Genomic DNA, 21,282 nt, shown 5'->3' on the forward strand with positions numbered 1-21,282 from the left:
TGCGGTATCAAACCTTACTAAAAGTGTCACAAGTGGTACGATTACGGTTGATGGACAGAAGTTACCTGGATTAATCAGGACCAGCAATATGCCGCTTACGCTAGCGTCGGAAAGAACAAAGCATCAGCCCAGTGTTAAACTGGGGCGCGTTTTGGTTGTTGAGGATGAAGTTTTAATTGCCGAGACGATTGCGTTAGCGTTGAAAGATGAAGGCTACGATGTGGTGACCGCTACAGATGGTCGGGCTGCCCTTGAGATCGTCCACCAGCTTAAAGAACTGGAGTCTAACGGTGGTTCTGGGGTGACATCGACGCTACCGCACCAACTGCGGGGGCGATCGCTCGATCTAATTATTCTCGATTTAATGTTGCCTTACATCAATGGACTTGACCTCTGCCGTCTCATTCGTCGAGAAGGCATGACTGTCCCTATTTTGATGCTTAGTGCCAAAGGTAGCGAGACCGATCGCGTCGTTGGGCTGGAGGTGGGGGCAGATGATTACCTCACCAAGCCGTTTGGCATTCGCGAATTGGTTGCGCGTTGTCGTGCCTTGCTGCGCCGTTACCAACAGTTTCAAGTGCAGCCAGAGCAACCGTCGTTGAAGTATCAAGATATTGCTCTTTATCCCCAAGAATGCCGCATTACAGTGCGGGGTGTTGCCGTCAATTTTTCGCCTAAAGAATTCAAAATTCTAGAGCTATTTATGAGTTACCCTCGCCGAGTCTGGTCGCGGGAGCAGTTATTAGAGCGCATCTGGGGACCCGATTTTATCGGTGACAGCAAAACTGTGGATGTGCATATCCGCTGGCTACGCGAAAAACTTGAGGTTGATCCCAGTAGCCCCATCTATTTGGTAACAGTGCGCGGGTTTGGCTATCGTTTTGGTTAAATGACGATTGGCGGTCAGCAGTCAGCAATCAGCTTAGAATAACGATACATTCTGCTTTAAGTGGGTACGGCGATCGCCATGCTTTGTTGAAAGGCAAATAAGCATTGAGCGCTTCATGGCTCGAGCGATTTCTCATTGAAATCCGTGCTTTTTCACTTAAGGCTGCTTGCTGACAGTTAAGCGCAAAACAACGTGGCATTTTTGTGGTTTTTGCTAGGGCTGATAATTGGGCTGGGAGTTTTGAGCTGGTATCACATTCAGCTCACTCGCCAGCTTCGGTTTTTAATGTCTTCGTTTCAACCCCAGGGTTCACGTCGATCGCTCGTATCAGTATTGCGGCTACGGCAAGCGGTTGCAGCCTCAGTTGATGCCCAAGAAGCCTTACTTACTGACCTGGAAACCTGGCGACACCTTGCGCTTGCTGCCCCGATCGGGATACTGCAAGTTGATGAAGAGAACCAACTGATTTGGTGTAATGCTCAAGCCGGCCAGCTTCTTAGCATTCAGCCGCCGACCGCACCAACCCGTCGCTTGCTACTGGAGCTTGTCCGCTCCTATGAGTTAGATCAATTGATTGAGCAGACTCGCGTTCTCCGCAAACCCTGCCAAAGCGACTGGACATTTCATCCTGTGTGTGCCGATCCCTCGCAGCTATCGCGTCAGATGCCCCGTCCATTGCGGGCGCACAGTTTACCGTTACGCGATGGTTGTGTAGGCGTTTTCTTGGAAAGTCGTCAGGAAGCTGTTTTATTGGCTCAACAGCGCGATCGCTGGATTTCTGATGTGGCGCACGAACTCAAGACGCCCCTTACCTCTATCCGCCTGGTTGCCGAAACGCTTCAAATCCGACTGGAGCCGCCGCTACGCGATTGGATCGATCGCCTACTCAATGAAACAATCCGCTTGAGCAGCCTGGTGCAAGATCTGCTAGATCTGAGCCAGCTTGAAGCAAATCCTCACCCAAGTCTAAGGTGCAAAACCGTTGACCTAACGAGGCTGATTCAATCCGCCTGGTTCGGTCTGGAGCCATTAGCCCGTAACAAGCAGCTTCGACTTGATTATGTAGGACCCGATCGCCTGCTGATACAGCTTGATGAATCACGGATACATCGCGTGCTGCTAAATTTGCTCGACAATGCCATTAAGTACAGCCCACCCCAGCAGGCAATTCGAGTACAGGCAAGTTTGATCACCAACGATCACTCTGACCCTAATCTCCCTAAGCAATTAGTGCAACTGGATATCATTGATGCGGGTTTGGGTTTCCCTAACGATGCGTTGCCCTATGTCTTCGATCGCTTTTACCGCGCCGATCCATCGCGTTCTCGTAGCCCTGCTGAGGTAGAGATCTCCAAAACCTATGCCGTTGGCAAAAACACCGCGGCTGCTAACAGTGCCTCTAGCGATGATGCCCAGTCCACAAAAGGAACCCACGCCGTATCAGTAAGCAGCGGCAGTGGTTTAGGGCTGGCGATCGTCCGTCAAATTGTGGAAGCACACCACGGTAGCGTGCAGGCAAGCAACCATCCTGAAACTCATGGCGGCTGGCTACAAGTATTTTTACCCTTACAGCGAGACGACGCTTAGGCAAAAGGTCGCTGATGAAAGACAAACGCGAAGAAAACCCGGATTGCTGGGTCAACCTGTTTGCTCAAACCGTCTCTTTAAGTGGAGAAACCCATCTGTTTTAAGCGCTGGTTTCCAAGTGTCTGATGATCGTCCAACCAACCGCGCCGCGATTTGCGATACTAGAAGCTGGTTCTGTGACGCACACAACATATGTTTATTATCGATATCACTCTCAAAAACACGCCCCTTTCCCTTTCGGTACAGCGCAAGTCTGAAGAAGATGCCGAAGCCATCTATCAAAAAATCCTGCAAATGCTTCGCTCTGGCAGCAATGAATTGCTAGAACTGTCTTGTGAAAAGCAAGTAGGAAAAAAAATCGGTATCATGGGTTCCGAAATTTCAGCCGTGCAGATTTCTGATAAAGCTGGTACGGCTGCGGCTTCTGGTAGACCACCTGGCTTTTTTGCGTTAGCTGAATGAGTGCCTCAGAACCGTTTGCGCGTCAGACCGATACTAGTCTTGGCAACCAGCTTCCCATACTACCTGTGGGGAGGCTAGAGACAGAGACGATGCCTCGATCCTTTGGCATCGAGGTTCAGGATCTATGTTTTCGCTGGTACAAGGGAGAAACAGTCCTTGATGGGTGTAGCCTAACGGTGCCTCAAGGCGAATTCTGGATGCTTTTGGGCACTAACGGCAGCGGCAAATCTACGCTGTTGAAGCTGCTAGCGAACCTGTTGCCGCCCCAATCTGGCTCGATTCGGACTAGTCCACATATCGGCTTTGTGTTTCAAAACCCCGATCACCAGCTTGTAATGCCCACTGTTGGTGCCGATGTTGCCTTTGGCTTAGTTGCAGAAAATCTAACCCTTGCTCAAGTCCATCGTCGGGTTGAGGAAGCTCTGGATGCTGTCAATCTGCGATCGCTAATCCGGCGACCGATTTATGCGTTAAGTGGTGGGCAAAAACAACGAGTGGCGATCGCAGGCGCGATCGCTCGACACTGTGATGTTTTGCTGCTGGATGAACCCACAGCTTTGCTCGACCCTGATAGTCAGCTTGACCTAGTTGCCCAGGTACAGCAGTTGGTCAAGAGTCGCGGCTTGACAGCACTTTGGGTCACACATCGGCTGGATGAGTTGGACTACTGTGATGGTGCATTTTTGCTGGAGAAGGGCAAAGTGGTCGATCGAGGTGATCCCCAGCGCTTGAAGCAACGCTTGATGCAGGTGCCTCTCTAGAGCGCTATAAGCCTGAAAGCGAAGGAATCTGTAGCCTTAGCACTTGCCAGGATGGTAAACAGGTTGGGCAGACAATCGATCAACTTGTAATCTGCCATTGCTCACTCCTCTTTAAACGCTTCTTGAAAGAGAGCGTTAGCTTTGGCGATCTGAGCGTGGGGCTGTTGCTCTGAGACAAACTTGCCAAGCTAGACTACACTTGCTTGACCCGTACTTTGTAACAGAACTCAACAAAATGTGTGATGATAAAGCTAACTAAAGGTTAAGTAAATGTCTACTGTCCTTTGCAGGCTTTGAACTATGCCGCGATCGGCTCCACAAGCGATACTGCTAGTGGACGGCTACAATGTCGTCGGGCTGTGGGCTGACTTACGGCGAGTGCGCGATCGCGAGGGTTTAGAGCCTGCGCGCCGTCAATTAATTGAAGCCTTAACGGGTTACAGTGCTTTCCAAGACTTTGATACCCAAATTGTGTTTGACTCCCAGTATCGTGATACCGGTAGCAGTCGAGAGGTCATTACCCCTAATCTATGTGTCTGCTATACCAACTGCGGGCAGACAGCAGATACCTATATTGAAAAAGCCTGCGCTGACTTCCGCTACGATTTGCGTAAGTTTCAACAACGGTTAATTGTGGCAACGTCCGATCGTGCCCAGCAGTTGACAGTCGTTGGCTATGGCGCAGAATGGATGTCTGCCGAACGCTTGGGCGCTGAGGTGGCAGCAATTGATCGTCGCGTTCAACGTCAGCAAAAAGCAGCTAAAAAGCCGTCGAGTCGGTTTCTGGCTCATGCGCTTGACCCCGCAGCCCAACAACGGTTGGCAAAAATGCGCTTTGGCAAGCATCAGCCCTGAATTGGGAGAAGTAGCGCAGGGCTGTATGGGTTGCTGAGGCACGCGATCGTTGGCACAGCAAACTGGTTTTACCGTGGTGCGCTGGGACATCGTTGACTACATTTCTGCCTCGATGCAACACATTTACAAAAAACTAGTCTGAACGCTTGTCAAAGTAACCTATTTGTAGGTACTATTAGATTCGCAACGTAGAGCATTCCTCAGTAGCTCAGTGGTAGAGCGATCGACTGTTAATCGATTGGTCGCAAGTTCGAATCTTGCCTGGGGAGTTTAATTAAGAACGAATACAGAGTGTTAGTCGCGGAAGTGCAAGGAAATACTGTACCCTTCCATCGATTTAACTTCAATGTACGAAGAGCTACAGTCAGGGAGTTCTTGCTTTGTAGCGTGGACAAAGGGAATTGGTATAGCAGTCGAAGAGAACGTTAGGACAGACCTAAACCTTGAAACGTCCTTTAAGCAAGGACTTCGATTCATCCCTCATCCTTCATCCTTTTGCTATACAACCCTGGAGCAGCGCTAACCATTAGTAGCATGGTTGTTTTGCTTTCTAGAGAGTAGAAGTGCTACTGTGCACCTAGAAAGTTGAGACCAGCGAGTTGAGATCGCTGTGGCTGTTGTACAAACTTTTGCTGCCCCTCGCGTCGTCTTTGACTGGAAGATTGAGGTGAGCACGGTTGCCGTTACTTAAGCGGAGGCGTATCAGAGATGGAAACCGCAGATTTAGTTGTGATTGGGAGTGGGCAGGGTGGCATTCCCCTGGCAGCCGATTTTGCGAAAGCTGGACGTACGGTTGTGTTGTTTGAACGGGATGCCTTAGGGGGAAGTTGCATCAATTATGGGTGTACGCCTTCCAAAGCCTTTTTAGCGGCTGCTCATGCGGCGGGTCGTGCCCGTCAGGCTGTCAAACTGGGAATTCATACTCAAGTTCAGGTTGATTTCCCAGCCGTTATGGAGCGGGTTAGAGGCATTCGCGATCGCTTTAATCAAGGAATTCAGCAAAAATTAGAGGGTGCTGGGGTTCACGTTGTTTGTGCCGAAGCTTCGCTCACTGAAGAAGGTGCTGTTACAGATGGAGCCGTCACAGTGCAAGCACCACTGGTGGTAATTAATACGGGAACGTCGTCTCTGATTCCAGAGATTCCAGGTTTAGCCGGAACGCCTTATCTCACTAATCGAAATTTCTTTGACTTAAAAGAACTGCCAAAGCGTTTACTGGTCATTGGGGCGGGCTACATTGGGCTGGAATTGGGACAGGGATTGGCCCGCTTAGGCAGTGAAACCCATTTGATTATCAGGGGCGATCGTGTGTTGGCGCAGGAAGAACCTGAGGTCAGCGATACTTTAGCAGAAGCATTGCACCAAGATGGAATTTTTCTGCACTTTAAAGTCGATGTGGAACAGGTTCACTATGCAAACGAGGTGTTTACGCTAACCCTAAGCAATGGCGAAACCCTTGAGGGTGAAGCCTTAATGGTGGTAATCGGACGTAAACCAAATACGACTGCCTTAAATGCCACAGCCGCAGGTGTAGAGCTGGATGGCAAAGGCTTCATCAAAATCAACGACCAGTTTCAGACTACCCGCGAGGGCGTTTATGCAATTGGAGATGCGGCAGGGCAACCTGCCTTTACCCATGTCTCCTGGGAGGATTATCGCCGCTTGAAAGCAATCTTGTGTGGAGAGCAACGGACACGGAGCGATCGCGTCCTCGGCTATGCTGTCTACACCGAACCGCAGGTAGGGCGCGTTGGCATGACTCTGGAGCAAGCACAAATGCAAGGCATCAATGCCCGTGCGGTCACCTTACCAATGGCTCATATTGCTCGTGCCATTGAATGGGGGCACGATTTGGGATTTTATCGCCTGGTGATCGATCGCGACACCGATCAGATTTTAGGTGCAACCTTGGTTGGCTACGAAACAGCGGAACTAGTGCATGTGTTGTTAGCCCTTATGGAAGCGGGTGCAACCTGGCAACTACTAGAGCGATCGGTACATATCCATCCCACTTATGGTGAAGCTCTGCCCAGTCTGGCACGCCTCCTGATTGAAGGTGAAATGCCCTTGTGCCCAAATCTGTATCCTAATTTGTCAATGGAAGCTTGATCTGTAGATATCTACTCATCAGTCGTAAATGGTCGTAAGAGACTAATTAGGTCGCCCTAATTAAACGTAGGATGTGTAAAGCCTGCGGCATGGCTTCGCTAAAGGCAGTAGCCGTAACGCATCAAATCCTTTAGCAGCATGGGTTACGCTATTGCTAACCCATCCTACGAAAAGCTTATTAGTCGTGAATGGTTGTAAGAAACTAACAGAGGCGCAACCTACTTTCTGCACTGTCTATTTGAGATTTCTGTCTTGCGATCGACATTTTTCCAAGCAGCCAACCTTAAGATGCTAAAGGTCGCTTTACAAACAGCTTGAGCGCCAAAGAATTTACAACTTACTGGAGCTTTACATGGAAACGTATCAAGATTTTCTAGAGAAAGTTAGAACGCAGGGCAACTTAAAAGATTTGAAAGAAGCACGTAACGCTACAGAAGTAGTTTATCGAACGATGCGAGACGTGATGAGCAATGAGGCGATCGATCGCGTTGCCGATGAACTGGATGAAAAAGCCCCTGACAAAGTGGAAGACCTTTGGAAAGACACAAATCCATTAGTGAGCTTCCTCAGCCACATTCGCCCAAACTTGCATATCAGCCCTGATAATTTTTTAGTACGCCTGAGACAAGAAGGTAACTTGCCCGGAGCCGATGCAGAAACGATTATCAAAGCAGTCTTTTCAGCGACAAAAGACGAGCTATCGCAGGAACGGGTTCAGGAAGTAGCTGAGTACCTGCCCGGTAAAATCTCTGAAATGTGGCAAGAAGCTTAATTTGGCACCTGCTGTCAAGCCTCTGCATAGGAATCAACAAAGAGTAATTCCCTAAAAATTTAGTCATCTTATGCTGCTGACCGATCTCAGTAATCGCAGTGTAGGTGCTCTAATTGACATGAATTACTTTAGTGTTGATTCCTCCAATTGATCCCCCTCAATTCGCCTTATGAAGGGAGAAGCCGCAGGCAGGGGGATCTTGCTTTGCAACGCGTTAAAAGGGAATTGGTATAACGCTAATTACCATCATTAATAATTCAAAACCTATTACGATCAAGCACCACTAATCTAGTTAATAGGAATGCTGTTGTGATTCAAGTTCTGAAAACTCTGCAAGACGTTGAGCTTGCAACTCAAGCGCTCCAAAGTCGAGGTCTGCCAACTCACCTTACGGTAGAGAAAAACTGGGACCAGTGGTTACTTGCTCAATGCTTAGATCACAGCGATCGCCACTGCCCCATCATTGATCTCGGTTGTGGAGATTACTGCACGTTAGAGTTTCTTGCAGCGCTAGGGTTTCAACAACTGCATGGTATTGATTTAACCATTCATCAACCAGTTGGCGATCGCCCCTATCAGCTTTACCAGGGTGATCTGACTGCTACGCCCTTTTCAGATCAGACATTTGATTGTGCAGTCAGTATTTCCGTCATTGAACACGGCGTAGACCTGAAGCAGTTTTTTCAGGAAACTTATCGCATCCTCAAGTCCAACGGGCTTCTGTTCATCACAACTGACTATTGGCAGGAAAAAATTCAGATAGATCCATCGATCAAACCGTTTGGCTTATCCTGGAGCATTTTCTCGTTTGTAGAGGTGCAAGCAGCAATTGCCCTTGCCCAACAACAGGGCTTTAGGCTCTTATCCGACTCACAAATTGCCCCTTGTAAGGAGAGGACAGTGGATTGGCATGGGCAGCAGTACACCTTTATCGCGATCGGGCTAGTCAAACCAGATTCGTAAGCCAAAAGTGGGCGATCGAAGGCAATAGTCTAGTTTCACCAATTCTCTAGTTTCACTAAAGTTCTGGCTCATCCAAATTTCGCTGCGGTGCCTTTGCCATTAGCTTGCATTAAAGTCCAAATCGCCTGCATGAGTAGCTCTGGCTCAATCGGTTTGGTAAGGTGCTGCTGAAAGCCTGCCGTGATCGCTTGCTGCTGATCAATCTCTCCCGCATAAGCAGTGAGGGCAATAGCAGGAATCTGTCCACCCTGCTGAGGCGATCGTGCTCTAATATGACGCACTAAGGCATAGCCATCCATAGTAGGCATCCCGATATCACTGATTAGTAAATCAAAGGTTGCGTGGCTCAAATGGTTCAACGCTTCACTCGCTGACTCTACCTCAGTAACATTTGCCCCATGCTGTTGCAGTACAAAAGCAATCAACTCTCGCGAATCTCGATCGTCGTCTACAAAAAGCACCTCTAAGCCATTGAGATTAAACTTTGAGTGTTCATGAGGCAACGTATCAGCTTGATTCAAACTAGAAGCTTCTAGAATTGGCAGTCTGACTCTAAAGGTTGCTCCTTGTTCTTCTCCCGGACTCTCTGCTTGAACGGTGCCCCCATGCAATTCAACCAGATAACGCACGATGGCTAGCCCCAACCCTAACCCGCCAAAGCTGCGAGTCGTGGTGCTATCCGCCTGACGGAAGTACTCAAAGACATGGGGCAGGAAGTCGGAGGAAATGCCCTTGCCTGTGTCGCTAACAGTGATCTGAGCGTAAGTTAGGGCATGGGAAGTCGGGCGTGAAGAGTGAGGCATTTCTCCCTGTCCTATGTCCTCTTCCCCGCTCCTTACTTCCTCTAACCGTACTTCGACTTGACCACCCTGTTTGGTAAATTTAACGGCATTGGTAAGTAGATTCCACACAACCTGTTGCAGCCGACTAGCGTCACCCAAGACCTGCCCAACGTTGGGTGCAAAGACGGTTTTAATCTGAATTGCCTTTGCCTCAGCCGCAAGCCGCACGGTTTCAAGGGCAGCTTTGATAGTAAACGTCAGACCGACTGAATCTGTATGCAAACTCAGCTTGCCCTGAAGGATACGCGAGACATCAAGCAGATCTTCAATGAGTTGCGCTTGTAATCTGGCATTCCGTTCGATGGTCTCAAGCGCATACTGGGTTTTAACCGCGTCCTGCTGGCTCGTTTGCAGAATTCTTGCCCAGCCCAGAATCGGATTGAGGGGCGATCGCAATTCATGCGACAGCACTGCTAGGAACTCATCTTTGATCCGGTTAGCGGTCTCAGCTTGTTCACGAGCCTCTTGCTCACGTATCAGCAGTTGTTCGCGTTCAGCGATTGCTTGCTTTTGCCTGGTCATATCACGTGAAACAACCAGGAGTTGTGTAACCTGTCCCAAGGCATCCTGAACCGGAGTCACTACGACATCCCACCACTTGAGTGTGCCCTTTGCTGTAGGGCAAAAGCCCTGAAACTGTCCGCTATTACCGGCTTTGGCAGCGGCGATCGCTCCTTTTGCCTTGTCCTTATCCTCGCCTTGCCAGAAACTAAACCACTCAACGCCTAGCAAGGACGTAGGATTATCAACCTCTAGCAGCTGTAGGGCACCCTTGTTTAAGTAAAGTATGCGTCCATCTAACGTCAAAACTTTAATGCAGTCTTTACTACTTTCTAGAATGCGTTGCTTTAACGCTTCACTCTCTTGTAGAGCCGCTTCTGCTTGCTTACGAGCGGTAATGTCCGCCAGGATGAAAACGGCACCCGTAAAGGTGCCCTGTCCGTCCAACACTGGATCCATCGTTTTGGCAAACCACCGTCCTTTAGCCTGAAGTTCTAGAACTTGACGCTGGTGCGTTGCTTGTGCCTGCTGAAAGCAGGTGCCATCTCCCAGCCCTAACACCCCACGCATCAACTCATAATGAACGCGCCCCAGAATTTCATTGAAGGGTTTGCCAAAAAGTTGGCTCATTGCCTGATTACAGCGTATAACTTTGCCGTCTGGGTCTACCAGACAAACCCCATCGTTAATGGCATCAAAGGTCGTTTGCCAATCTCGTGCTGAAGCTAGCGCTGTTTCCTCTGCTCGTCGAATGCGTAGCAGCGATCGCACCGTAGCAAGCAGTTCGATCGGTTCAACAGGCTGCACAAGATACGCATCAGCGCCGCTGTCTAAGCCCTCGGCTTTATCCTGGCTTTGAACAAAGCTAGCCGAGAGATGCAGCACTGGTAGAAACTCAGAGTCGGGGTTGGACTTAATCTGACGACAGACTTCAAACCCGTTTAAGTCGGGTAGCTTCACATCCAAAATCACCAGGGCAGGCTGATGAGCAGCGATCGCAGCTAAACCTGCGGCTCCAGTTGCTGCTTCCACAACGGTAAAGCCTCCGTTTCGCAAAATCCGTGCTACCACATAACGATTAGCTTCACTGTCATCTACATGTAGGACTGTCAACTGCGGCTCAGCCATAGCGCTTTCCCTCAAGGCTCCAAGACAAGCCCAGCTTTAACAAAGGCATCTCGAAGTTGAGCCAGTGTCGCTGCTTGAGCAGTCGTTTCTTTGGAGAGAATAGCAATACTTTGGGCAGTTAGACGGCTCTGCGCCTCTATATCCAGTTGTGTAGACGAGTAGATAATGACAGGAATCGCTTGAGTGTTGGGATTGTGCTTGAGCCGATCGAGGACATCAAAGCCGCTAACTTCTGGCATCTCCAGGTCAAGCAGGATAGCGGTTGGCTGTGCAGTCTCTGCCAAGGCAAAGCCCTCTTGTCCATTTACAGCTTCTAAAATTTGTAATGGAGTCTCTGCCAACAATTGCTTCACCACATACCGATAGGCTGGGTCATCATCAACCAGCAAAAGCGTTTGAGCTTTTCCCTGACTAACTAGCCTATTCAGTTTGCTGAGCAAGGGCAATCGGTCTACAGGCTTAATTAAGAAGGCATCCGCTCCTAGTGCCAGCGCCTGCTGTTCGTTATCAATCACAGTAATCACTAAGATCGGGATGCTGCGAGTCGCTTCATCGCTTTTCAGTTCTCGCAGAAACGTCCAGCCATTCTGCCCGTCGAGCAGGATATCCAGAATGATCGCTGCTGGTCGCAGTTGCTGCAAGGCTTTCCGAGCGTCCGCCAGAGTGCGGGCTGCAATCAGTTGATATCTTGATTCTTGCAGGTGCTTCTCATAGATAAAGAGCGTTTCAGTATGGTCTTCAACCGCAAGAATCGGCAGGTGAGCTGCTTTCAACGGTGCGATCGGTTGCAACAGGGAGGGCAGTTCAGTGGCATGGGGGTAGACGATCGGCAGCGATACTGCAAAAGTGGAGCCTTGTCCCGGCTGGCTGTGCACTGAAAGACTGCCACCCAGTAGCTCTGCTAGCTTACGTGCTAAGGGTAAGCCTAGCCCAGTGCCTTTTACCTGCTTTTGCAACGGGGACTCAATTTGGACAAAATCCTCAAAAATGCGTTCCTGATCTTCGGGTGTCAAGCCGATACCTGTATCCGACACCGAGAGGACGACCATATGCCCTGCGTGCGTGGCTGTCACTCGCACCTCTCCCTGCTCCGTAAATTTGAGCGCATTGGAGATAAAATTTCTGAGAATTTGAGCGACTTTGCTCTCGTCGTTGTAGAGCGTTGGCAATCCCTCTGGTTCCTCAAAGATGAGCGCCACAGAAGTACCCTCCACTAATAAGGGGCGCAACATCCCTCTTAAGGTGCCGAACAAATCGCTGACTTCAAACGCACTCGGACGCACCTCAATTTTGCCAGCCTCGACTTTAGCGAGATCCAGCAGATCGTTGACCAATTCTGACAAGCCACTGGCTGCTTTTTGCATGAAGGTGACTTGCTTTTCTTGCTCTGCCGTTAGATCGCCATCCATACGAGCCAGCAGCATACGAGAGAGCGACAGAATTGAGTTGAGCGGTGTGCGAAACTCGTGGCTCATGTTTGAGAGAAAGCGGGTTTTGAGTTCGTTTGCCTGCTGCAAGGAGCTTGCTTTCTCATCAAGTTCAGCATAAAGGGCAACGACACCGCGATTGGTGTCTTCTAATTCTTGATTGAGCTGCGTTAGTTCGTCCTCTCGCTTCCGCAGGTCTGCCATTGCTTGCAGCAGTTCCTGGTTTTGCCGCTGGACTTCTTCATACGGATTCTGGGGCGATCGTGCTGTCACCGCTTCCTGAAGCTGCCGCAACTGTGAAGCAGTCAAGGTTGGTGCCCGTTTCGGCAACGGTTTACCTACTACTACCGTGGTTCCTTGTTCTGGCAGCGATTCAATCTCAAAGAAGTCCATCAGCCTACGAGTGCCAACAAGACCTACTCCCATGCCTGTTGATGAGGTGTAGCGTCCTTCTAAAACGTCGGCTAGATGAGGAATGCCCTTACCCTGATCTTGCACTCGCACTAGAAACGTTTGAGGCTCTCCCTCTACGTAATATTCAACCGTTCCGCCCTTCGCATACTGAAACGCATTACGGGCAAGCTCTGACACAGCGGTTGCCAAGCGCACCTGCTCTTGAGTCTCAAACCCCAACTGCTCAGCGAGTTCGCGGGTTCGCTGCCGTGCCTGCACTACATCTTGCTCGACATTCACTACAAGCTTGAAGAGGGTTGTCATACGCCGTTTCCTTTGGCTACCAGCACCGTCACATCATCGCGATCGCGATGAAAGTCTCGGTACAGCACGCCTGCAATCAGACTGGGATGTTTGAGGCTTAAGCCTGGGTAGCGATCGAGCTTCCACTGAGTGCCTAAGCCGTCAGAATGCATAATCAAAAGTCCATTCGTAGACCAGGGATAGGTAAACTCTTGAATTTTGCGAACCTCATGCCCAACTGTACCGTTGTGCGACATGAGATTGCGGTGTTCGGTGCCAGAGGCAATGCTAGCCGCGATGTTGCCTACACCAGCAAAGCGAACCGACTGCTGTTCAAAGTCAATTTCGGCGATCGCCAGGGCAGCACCGCGAGTGCTTCGTAGGGCGGCGTGGGTGGCTTCGATGATGGCATGAGGCGATCGGTGATGATGCTCTTGAAAAGCTCTCAAAGCTGCTGCGGCAGCGCTGGCAGCAGCGGGTCCGTGCCCAAGTCCGTCTACCACAAGCAGCAAGCAACGATGAGTTGCTCCTTGACAGCTCCAGGTATCGCCCGAAACCGTCTCTCCTAGCTTCGGTAAGCACACACCACCGACTTCTAGAGTGTTTTCAGGTGGATGGTATTTTGAGTCTGACCAAAGATGCGCCAAAATTGCGGTTCCCTTTGCAGGCGGGGAGTAGATTTCAAAGAAGCTAGAGAGGCGATGAATGGCACCTAGCCCATTGCCTGCGGTGCCGCCAGTGGAGAAGCCATCTTTCAGGCAATCATCGACATCAAGCATCCCCCGTCCTTGATCTAGCGCTAGGATTTCAATGCCAAGAGTGGCATATTGATCGATCGCACGCAGTACCACCGCACCGCCATTACCATGCTGCACAAGATTGTTAGCAAGCTCGGTGACAACAATGCCCACCTTACCTCGCTCTCCTTCGTTAAAACCGAGGCGACTCGCTAACGCCAGCGCTACCCGTCGTGCTTCCCCTGCCTGGCTAGATTCAGTAATAGGAATGGCAATCGATTCTTTCATGCTTTGGTCATCACTCATTCCTCAGAAAACTCAAGGCTTCAAACTGCTCTTGTGATCATAAACCGAGTCTCTTCCTCTCTTCATCCCTCTGTCGCTGCATCTCCATCCCGCTTTCACTTCCAGCGTACGATCGTGATCCGCGTGCCCTCCCCCACAGTGGACTCGATCTCAAATTCGCTAGCGAGTCGTTTGGCACCGCTTAACCCCATCCCTAACCCTTTACCGGTCGTAAAGCCGTCCTTTAATGCCATCTCAATATCAGCAATACCCGGACCTTGATCTTCAAAGGTGAGCCTAAGCCCCTGCCGCCCTCCTGCCTGAAGCTTTTCCAGCATCATGGTGCCGCCACCGCCATAATCCAGGGTGTTGCGGGCTAACTCACTGGCGGCTGTCACAATTTTAGTTTGGTCTACTAAGCCAAAGCCGATCGCTACTGCAAAGTGGCGCACGGCTTGCCGCACTAAAACGACATCCCCAGACGACTGGATGCTTATTGTTTCAGGCTTCTCCATTGCCCTCTGCATCACTTGTAGTAGCAGTGACCTGATTGACGGTGTCACCGAGCGACGATCGCAAGAGTGTCATGCCCTTTTCTACGTTTAACGCAGTGCGAATGCCCGTCAGCGACAACCCCAGTTCTACCAGCGTAATGGCTACAGCAGGCTGCATACCGACGACAACCGTCTCGGAACCCAGCACCCGTGCCATTTTGGCGATGTTGCCTAAAATCCTGCCGATAAAAGAATCAACGATTTCTAACGCAGAAATATCAATCAAGACACCTTGAGCGTAAGTTTGAGTAATGCGGTTAGTCAGGTCATCCTGTAAGGTCATGGCAAGCTGATCATGCATATCGACCTGAATGGTGACAAGCAAGAAATGACCCATTTGCAGTATGGGAATGCGCTCCATCCGTTTCTCCTCTCACCTATTTGGGTTGCGAACGAGTGATGGTTGCTCCCACTCGCTTAAGCGCCATCAGCAGGGCATCGGCTAACGTTGCTTTCGTAATCACGCCCGTTAAATCGATACCGAGATACACGATCGTTTGGGCAATTTGCGGTCGAATGCCGCTGATAATACAGTCCGCTCCCATCAAACGAGCCGCTGTCACTGTCTTAAGAAGATGTTGAGCCGTCAGAGTATCGACCGTCGGCACACCAGTAATGTCAATAATGGCAACTTCTGACCCGGTTTCAACAATCTTCTGCAATAACGACTCCATCACAACCTGAGTGCGGGCGCTATCCAGAGTGCCAATAATCGGCAGGGCCAAAATACCTTCCCACAGCTTGACCACTGGCGTAGACAGTTCCATTAACTCTTCCTGCTGCCGCAGAATCACTTCCTCCCGCGCCTTCTGATACGCTTCTACCGTCAGCAGACCCAGCCGATCCAGTAAGGTTGTGGCTTGCCAGATCGCGTCGCTGAGTTCAGCAGAATCCTTTAAATGCTGCTGTAGGCGGTTAAACAGCGGTTGTTTGAACGAAAAGACAAACGAAGCTGTTTCAGATGGCGTAAAGCCCTTGTGCGATCGCGATCGCGAAACGCTCGTCAGCATCTCTCGAACCTCTTGCCATTCTGGTGCCTTGAGATTAGCCAAATTACCCTGCTGAACCGCAGTGCGAAGCAACCGAAGAAACTCACGACACTCTTCCTGTAGCTCCGCGTCTTTGATTAAACTCTTCCGAGCGTTAGTCGCTACTAACTCCTGATGCCACTCAGTCAGCAGATCTGTCTCATAGATTTCTAATAGCTCAGGTATCTTGCTTCCGCTCATCGTCTCCACAGGGCAACCCCTTTTATTGGTGCAAAATTAGTGTATGACTATCTAGCCCACCCAGAAGGCTTAACTTTACCCTTAACTCTGCCAATCGTAGAGACAATGTGCCGTTTATTTCGGTGAAGGGTGACCTGCCCTTCTGCCAAAGGGAGCGGAAAGACCATGAGAGCATCAGGTTTCCAGCCTTTGAAACTCGGTCAAATTGCCTTTGTAGCAGCCCTTTTGAGCAACAAGCTGTCCAAAGTTTAGCCTAACATCACTAGTACACCTTTACAGGCGTTGTTCTGTACAACAGTTCCCCTTAGCTTTAACAGCGTTGCAGTGCAGCAGTTTCAGCAGTGTCGATTGTACTGACAATTAGCTCTCGAAGTAGTACAAAGTGAAGCAGTCTGAGGTCGATCGACCGGGGTGCAAGCTGTTTTTAGATAGAATATTTACATAGCTTTATGCTGGATACCGCTACCTCTGGCAACCATTCCTCACAGCAAAGCAATGCTAAAACATGACTAGCGCAATGAAGCTGGCGCTATAGCAGCAAGGTGGATGCTACTCGTGAAGTAGCGTTCAGCCTCATTAAGCACTGACAAGAAATGTAAGACCCTTGGGATGAGACATGGCAACGGCAAAAATTAGAAAAACACCTGGCATCTGTAACGGAGCCGCCTGTATTGGTCGGACGCAAATTCCCGTGTGGCAACTGATCGCCTTGCGCGCTCAGGGTTGCTCTGATGCAAATTTACTGAGTGACTACCCACAGTTGACCCGAGACGATTTGAAAGCAGTCCACACCTACTATGCTCAGAACACTGAAGAAATTGATGCGGCGATCGCGGCTGAACACTCAGAGGGCTAGCGCCAAGCTAAGGTCTTAGGAGCTTTCTGAGAAAGAACGTACCGCTTGTAGGGGGCAGGTTTTGCAGAAGCTTTGCGAATCGCCAATCACGTTGATATCAAACCTGCCCCTACGGGTATTTTGTTTGCTAGAAATCTCCTTAGCTTTCGTCCTTAGCCTCAACCTGTGGGACAGCAGCATTGCGCGTGGACAGCCAGACCGTCATCGTACTCATTGCTGCCCCTGCCACAATCGCGATCGCGATCGCTATCTCACTCTGGGCACTGGTCGCGAGCAGCAGATTGATGGCTAACATGCCTGTCGAGCAGCCCCAGATGATAGCCGTAGCAGGGACGCAACCACGACCAGGGCGGCTTGAGTCGGCTTGAGGGGAAGAGTGCATACTGTGCTGTAAGCAGGGGTGAGATGGAACCAAAGCATTGTGAGAGCTACAAAGCCTCTTTGATCCTACAGGGGCATCATAACTTCAAGCCTAGGGAACTGTAGAAAGACAACCACTTGGTTCCTTCGCTCCAACTTATAGCTGTTGCCGAGAAGGACTCTGCCAATAGTTTGACGGTTGAGATGGCGATCGTTAACGCTCTTGGTCGCATCGGCAAAGAGTCGTTTTTTGCCCCATCAGCAATCGCATGACCAACGTGCTGTCACCCTAATCAATTCAACGATGGTCGAGAGTTGTTTGCTCAAGTTGCTTTGGAGAATGCTCCCAATAACTAGCGTCACTTGTGGCGATCGCCTCTAAATTCTCAAGGCGGTGTTGAAGCGCCTCTAACGTTTCGGAGGGCAATGAAGCATCATGCTGGCGATCGCGCAACTTTCTCAAAACAACGATCGTGCTAGTGACCGCACCGAACACAATTGTTGCTGGCAAGAAGAGTACCGCTCGATCGTGTCCCTGTCCCTTAAGCAAGAGAGAAATTAAGAACATTGCCGTTGCATAAGCCCAAATTCTAGAAATAATGGTGACGCGAACGTCTCGTTGAGTTGAAGTCACAAGTTCCTCCTAAGCATTAGTCACAACATCTGACTTGTTAAACACCTCACGCGATAGACGATGTACAAGACTTGAAGAAACATAGAATAAGGTGAAGCCACTTAGAGGATGAAGCACCTCTAAGTGAAGCGGGGTCTTGAGATGAATGCTGCAAAACTGGAGTCCAAGCAGCACGGGTAGACTGGCGGCGAGCGATCGAATTTTGTCCGAGAATGGAGCAACCAACGACCCTGCCAGCAAGATTAGCGCCAGCCCACTGTACCCTCGCACAAGCCATACATGAATATGCCACCAAGTTGGATCAGTGAAGTAGGCAACACCAACCGTTAACACCTGAGCAATCAAGCAAACGTTAAAGAGGATGGAAATTGCGTAAAAGCTAAGTTTCATCCAGCTTGTAGTAGCAATATCGCGATTTGTTTCCAAATTTGTAGTCATATCAGCTTACTTATTTTGCTAGTTCTAAAGTTGATATTCCCTGCACAAATAACATTGCCTTAGCAACCAACTCAGCCCCCGCTTTTTCGGGTGAACCGACATCAAAGGGTGGGGCTGGATTGTACTCCATTAATAGCTGAATAATTTTGGCAACCTCCTCGCCACACAGGATGTTAGCGATCGTCAAACCAAAATCGATTCCTGCTGTCACACCTCCACCCGTAATACGATTGCGATCAACGACTACGCGATCGATGCTAACCTCAACACCCAGCTTTGCAAGTTGTTCTCGTGCTGTCCAGTGAGTTGCTGCTCGATAGCCTTGTAGCAGCCCAGCTTTCGCCAGAAACTCTGACCCGCCACACACAGAGGTAATAAACTTTGCTGTGCTGCCTTGTTTTCGGAAAAAATCAAGTGTTTCTGGATCATCTACTACTGCCGCCTGCCCTAAACCGCCACCAACACAGATAGCATCCAAAGGTGGGCAATTTTCAAAGGTGGTATCCGGCAAAATCACCATGCCATCATCGGTTTTGATCGGGTCTAAAGTCTTCCAGAGGCGATAAATCTGAACACCAGGAAGCGCACTAAAAACTTGATGTGGTCCCACCATATCTAGTGCTGTCATACCGGGATAAAAGACCATACCAATAATGTGCTTTTGTGAGCCAGTCATAATCCATCTCCTTTGCAACGGCGCTTAAATCTGTTCTTATACTAGGAGTGGCAACTGACCGCGCCTAGTCCTCGATCGAGTACTCTTTTTGGCACCACGATGCTTTCATTGCAACTTTTATTTGAAAAAATCAATCAGCTAAAAGACGAACAAGATCTGCGAACAGACATTGCACCTAAGCTTGGCGAGTATTTTGCAGCCACGCGATCGGCAATCTTCTTTTTCGACCAAATCGTAGCTGATAAAAGACTTCAAAAAGCCCTACAAGTTGCGTTATCGATCGAACATAATCCTGTTGCACGTTACTTAGCGGAGCGCCATACGCCTGTTCATGAAGGCTTAGTAACATCACCCAAAGCGTGGGCGCTGATTTGCCCTCGTCCCGATCATTGGCATGTGATGGCAGGACCGATCGTCAGCCACGGTCAATTAGTTGGTACAGTCGGCTGCACGCGCGAAAAATCAATGCCTGCCTTTGATACACAAAACCTGGCTGATTTAAGTGGAATTTGTTTGCACTTGTCTGTTTGGGCTGCTACAGTGCGTTCGCAAGCCGTTTATATTGACGAAGCTCGCCCAGACGAAGGGAAGTCACAACGCCAGACCTTGAGAAGCGATTCTCTTTCAGAAGGGCTATGCCAACGTTTAACGTCTCGTGAATTGCAAATTGCCGCATTAGTTGGTTTGGGGCGAACAAATGCAGAAATTGGCAAGGAACTTTGGATCACTGAGAATTCTGTCAAACAAGCTTTGAAGCGAATGTTCCGTAAGCTTGAGGTTTCATCTCGTGCAGAAATGGTTGCACAACTTGGAGCAGGGATTACATTCGCGCCAAAAACTACAGTTTGAACTTTAGGAAGCTTAGGACACTAACATACTTGATGTACCCAGTTATCGCTTACCTACTCCTTCAGCAACGTAAGAGGTGTTAAACGCTGCATAAGCTCTGGTCTAGAACTGCATACCAAAGAATAGCGCGATCGATTGCTTCCCACATTTTGCTGTCAACTAATGACAAACGGCTTACAGACTTTAGAACAATGTCGTCTGCAAGCCGTTTAATTAAATACGTACGATAAATGCTGCCACGGTTGTTTCAATTTGCAGCCCTTCCATTAGCAATGGATGCTTAACAGTTTTACTGCTTAAACGCAGTCGTAATTCGCTTCATTGCCTCTTCCACATTCTCACGACTGTTGAATGCTGAAAGGCGGAAGTAGCCTTCACCCGCCGCGCCGAAGCCCGAACCAGGCGTGCCTACTACATTGCAAGTGTGCAGCAGCTTGTCAAAAAAGTCCCAACTGGAAAGACCATTGGGCGTTTGCAGCCAAACATAGGGCGCATTTACGCCACCATAGACAGTGATTCCTGCCGCAGTCAGTTGTTCGCGGATAATGGCAGCGTTCTCCATATAGAAGTTGACCAGCGACTTGATTTGCGCCTGTCCTGCTTCTGTATAAACGGCTTCGGCTCCACGTTGGACGATGTAGGATACACCGTTGAACTTGGTGGATTGACGACGGTTCCAGAGTTTCCACAGTTCCACATCCGAGCCATCGGCGGCTTTGGCAGTGAGTGCTTTGGGCACAACGGTCAACGCGCAACGAGTACCTGTGAAGCCTGCATTTTTGGAGAACGATCGAAATTCGATCGCGCATTCCCGTGCTCCTTCAATTTCATAAATAGAGTGGGGAATCGTTGGGTCAGTGATGAAAGCTTCGTAGGCAGCATCAAAAAAGATGATGGAACCATGCGATCGCGCATAGTTCACCCACGCTTGTAAATGCTCTTTGCTGGCAGTCGCGCCTGTCGGATTGTTGGGGAAACAAAGGTAAATGAGATCTACTTTCTGTGTCGGAATCTCAGCAGTGAAATGGTTTGCGGCAGTAATTGGCAGATACACCAAACCACCGTATTCACCCTTCTCATTTGCCTCGCCCGTATGCCCTGCCATCACGTTCGTATCCACATACACGGGATAAACGGGATCAGTCACAGCAATGCTGTTGTTGTTGCCGAAGATGTCGAGAATGTTGCCGCAGTCGCACTTGGAACCATCGGAGATAAAGATCTCGGCTGCGTCGATGTCACAGCCGCGTGACTGAAAATCGTGTGCTGCAATCTTTTCGCGTAACCAGGCATAGCCCTGCTCTGGACCGTAGCCTTTGAAGTTGGCACGATCGCCCATTTCTCCAACCGCCTGAATCATGGCAGTACGACAGGCTTCTGGCAGTGGTTCGGTGACATCGCCAATACCCAGTCGAATCACCTTCGCGTTTGGGTTCGCCTCTGCAAAGGCTGTCACCCGTCGCGCAATTTCGGGAAACAGATAGCCCGCTTTAAGTTTGAGATAGTTGTCGTTGATGGTTGCCATGTTCGATCGCAATGAACGCCTTAAAACAGTAAAGCAGAGTGGGGAGAGAGTTCAAGCAATTCAGACGCTTCTACGTAGTAAAACGGCTCTAGCCCAATCTGCTTCATCGGCTGGGAAAGAATGAACCCTGTACCTTCTGATACTCCT

22 protein-coding genes and 1 tRNA gene are annotated in these 21,282 nt (G+C 49.7%); 12 read left to right on the forward strand and 11 right to left on the reverse strand.

Annotation, left to right across the window (positions count from 1 at the left end; all coding sequences use genetic code 11):
• Window positions 1-88 precede the first annotated feature (88 nt).
• The 9 genes from H6F76_RS13425 to H6F76_RS13465 all read left to right on the forward strand — a co-directional run bounded on the left by H6F76_RS13425 (window position 89) and on the right by H6F76_RS13465 (window position 8,398).
• Window positions 89-889, forward strand: coding sequence for a response regulator transcription factor (locus H6F76_RS13425; RefSeq protein ID WP_190508829.1), 801 nt, complete (start codon window positions 89-91; stop codon window positions 887-889).
• A 192-nt stretch (window positions 890-1,081) separates the two neighbouring features.
• On the forward strand, window positions 1,082-2,476 hold the full coding sequence (locus tag H6F76_RS13430) for an ATP-binding protein (RefSeq protein WP_190508830.1): 1,395 nt from the start codon (window positions 1,082-1,084) through the stop codon (window positions 2,474-2,476).
• Window positions 2,477-2,668: 192 nt separating this feature from the next.
• Window positions 2,669-2,938 carry a hypothetical protein gene (locus H6F76_RS13435; protein WP_190508831.1) on the forward strand — a complete coding sequence of 90 codons (270 nt, stop codon included), beginning with the start codon at window positions 2,669-2,671 and terminating at the stop codon, window positions 2,936-2,938.
• An 89-nt stretch (window positions 2,939-3,027) separates the two neighbouring features.
• Window positions 3,028-3,699, forward strand: coding sequence for an ABC transporter ATP-binding protein (locus H6F76_RS13440; RefSeq protein WP_190509035.1), 672 nt, complete (start codon window positions 3,028-3,030; stop codon window positions 3,697-3,699).
• Window positions 3,700-3,999: 300 nt separating this feature from the next.
• Entirely contained in the window at window positions 4,000-4,554 is a 555-nt protein-coding gene (locus H6F76_RS13445; RefSeq protein WP_190452074.1) for an NYN domain-containing protein, read from the forward strand.
• Between the two features lie 197 nt (window positions 4,555-4,751).
• Window positions 4,752-4,823, forward strand: a tRNA-Asn gene (locus tag H6F76_RS13450).
• Window positions 4,824-5,262: 439 nt separating this feature from the next.
• Window positions 5,263-6,663: an FAD-dependent oxidoreductase gene (locus H6F76_RS13455; protein WP_190508833.1), complete on the forward strand. Its 1,401-nt coding sequence runs from the start codon at window positions 5,263-5,265 to the stop codon at window positions 6,661-6,663.
• Window positions 6,664-7,015: 352 nt separating this feature from the next.
• Window positions 7,016-7,435 (forward strand): DUF2267 domain-containing protein, encoded by a 420-nt coding sequence (locus H6F76_RS13460; RefSeq protein ID WP_190452077.1) that lies wholly within the window; start codon window positions 7,016-7,018, stop codon window positions 7,433-7,435.
• Window positions 7,436-7,744: 309 nt separating this feature from the next.
• The gene (locus tag H6F76_RS13465) at window positions 7,745-8,398 is read left to right on the forward strand and encodes a class I SAM-dependent methyltransferase (RefSeq protein ID WP_190452078.1); all 654 of its coding nucleotides are present in this window, start codon (window positions 7,745-7,747) and stop codon (window positions 8,396-8,398) included.
• 68 nt (window positions 8,399-8,466) lie between these two features.
• Here the strand turns inward: H6F76_RS13465 and H6F76_RS13470 are convergent, their stop codons facing one another.
• From H6F76_RS13470 to H6F76_RS13495, 6 genes are all read right to left on the reverse strand, one after another.
• A complete protein-coding gene (locus H6F76_RS13470; protein ID WP_190508835.1) occupies window positions 8,467-10,869 on the reverse strand; it encodes a response regulator in 2,403 nt (800 codons plus the stop codon).
• 11 nt (window positions 10,870-10,880) lie between these two features.
• Window positions 10,881-13,013 (reverse strand): ATP-binding protein, encoded by a 2,133-nt coding sequence (locus H6F76_RS13475; protein ID WP_190508837.1) that lies wholly within the window; start codon window positions 13,011-13,013, stop codon window positions 10,881-10,883.
• On the reverse strand, window positions 13,010-14,017 hold the full coding sequence (locus H6F76_RS13480) for a SpoIIE family protein phosphatase (RefSeq protein WP_190509037.1): 1,008 nt from the start codon (window positions 14,015-14,017) through the stop codon (window positions 13,010-13,012). The genes H6F76_RS13475 and H6F76_RS13480 overlap by 4 nt, the downstream gene beginning before the upstream one ends.
• A 113-nt stretch (window positions 14,018-14,130) precedes the next feature.
• Window positions 14,131-14,529, reverse strand: a complete 399-nt coding sequence (locus H6F76_RS13485) for an anti-sigma regulatory factor (protein WP_190452083.1) — start codon at window positions 14,527-14,529, stop codon at window positions 14,131-14,133.
• Entirely contained in the window at window positions 14,516-14,929 is a 414-nt protein-coding gene (locus H6F76_RS13490; protein WP_190508839.1) for an STAS domain-containing protein, read from the reverse strand. Before H6F76_RS13490 ends, H6F76_RS13485 begins: the two co-directional genes overlap by 14 nt.
• 16 nt (window positions 14,930-14,945) lie before the next feature.
• Window positions 14,946-15,797: an STAS domain-containing protein gene (locus tag H6F76_RS13495; RefSeq protein ID WP_190452087.1), complete on the reverse strand. Its 852-nt coding sequence runs from the start codon at window positions 15,795-15,797 to the stop codon at window positions 14,946-14,948.
• A gap of 616 nt (window positions 15,798-16,413) precedes the next feature.
• On the opposite strand from H6F76_RS13495, the gene H6F76_RS13500 reads away from it, so the two are divergent.
• The gene (locus tag H6F76_RS13500) at window positions 16,414-16,653 is read left to right on the forward strand and encodes a DUF433 domain-containing protein (RefSeq protein ID WP_190508841.1); all 240 of its coding nucleotides are present in this window, start codon (window positions 16,414-16,416) and stop codon (window positions 16,651-16,653) included.
• A gap of 139 nt (window positions 16,654-16,792) precedes the next feature.
• Here H6F76_RS13500 and H6F76_RS13505 read toward each other — a convergent pair whose 3' ends face one another.
• Window positions 16,793-17,035 carry a hypothetical protein gene (locus tag H6F76_RS13505; RefSeq protein WP_190508842.1) on the reverse strand — a complete coding sequence of 81 codons (243 nt, stop codon included), beginning with the start codon at window positions 17,033-17,035 and terminating at the stop codon, window positions 16,793-16,795.
• 116 nt (window positions 17,036-17,151) lie between these two features.
• On the opposite strand from H6F76_RS13505, the gene H6F76_RS31045 reads away from it, so the two are divergent.
• Window positions 17,152-17,286, forward strand: coding sequence for a hypothetical protein (locus H6F76_RS31045; protein WP_277881221.1), 135 nt, complete (start codon window positions 17,152-17,154; stop codon window positions 17,284-17,286).
• Window positions 17,287-17,311: 25 nt separating this feature from the next.
• Here the strand turns inward: H6F76_RS31045 and H6F76_RS13510 are convergent, their stop codons facing one another.
• Genes H6F76_RS13510 through H6F76_RS13520 form a run of 3 tightly spaced genes read right to left on the reverse strand, consistent with a single transcriptional unit; the run spans window position 17,312 to window position 18,761 of the window.
• Window positions 17,312-17,647, reverse strand: a complete 336-nt coding sequence (locus tag H6F76_RS13510; RefSeq protein ID WP_190508844.1) for a hypothetical protein — start codon at window positions 17,645-17,647, stop codon at window positions 17,312-17,314.
• A gap of 9 nt (window positions 17,648-17,656) precedes the next feature.
• Window positions 17,657-18,085: a DUF6220 domain-containing protein gene (locus tag H6F76_RS13515; RefSeq protein ID WP_190508845.1), complete on the reverse strand. Its 429-nt coding sequence runs from the start codon at window positions 18,083-18,085 to the stop codon at window positions 17,657-17,659.
• A gap of 10 nt (window positions 18,086-18,095) precedes the next feature.
• The gene (locus H6F76_RS13520) at window positions 18,096-18,761 is read right to left on the reverse strand and encodes a DJ-1/PfpI family protein (RefSeq protein WP_190508847.1); all 666 of its coding nucleotides are present in this window, start codon (window positions 18,759-18,761) and stop codon (window positions 18,096-18,098) included.
• Window positions 18,762-18,860: 99 nt separating this feature from the next.
• On the opposite strand from H6F76_RS13520, the gene H6F76_RS13525 reads away from it, so the two are divergent.
• Window positions 18,861-19,610 carry a LuxR C-terminal-related transcriptional regulator gene (locus tag H6F76_RS13525; RefSeq protein ID WP_190508850.1) on the forward strand — a complete coding sequence of 250 codons (750 nt, stop codon included), beginning with the start codon at window positions 18,861-18,863 and terminating at the stop codon, window positions 19,608-19,610.
• Between the two features lie 289 nt (window positions 19,611-19,899).
• Here the strand turns inward: H6F76_RS13525 and H6F76_RS13530 are convergent, their stop codons facing one another.
• On the reverse strand, window positions 19,900-21,135 hold the full coding sequence (locus tag H6F76_RS13530; RefSeq protein ID WP_190508852.1) for an LL-diaminopimelate aminotransferase: 1,236 nt from the start codon (window positions 21,133-21,135) through the stop codon (window positions 19,900-19,902).
• Window positions 21,136-21,282 lie beyond the last annotated feature (147 nt).

The organism is Leptolyngbya sp. FACHB-321, from assembly GCF_014695975.1.
Classification (GTDB): Bacteria; Cyanobacteriota; Cyanobacteriia; order Leptolyngbyales; family Leptolyngbyaceae; genus Stenomitos.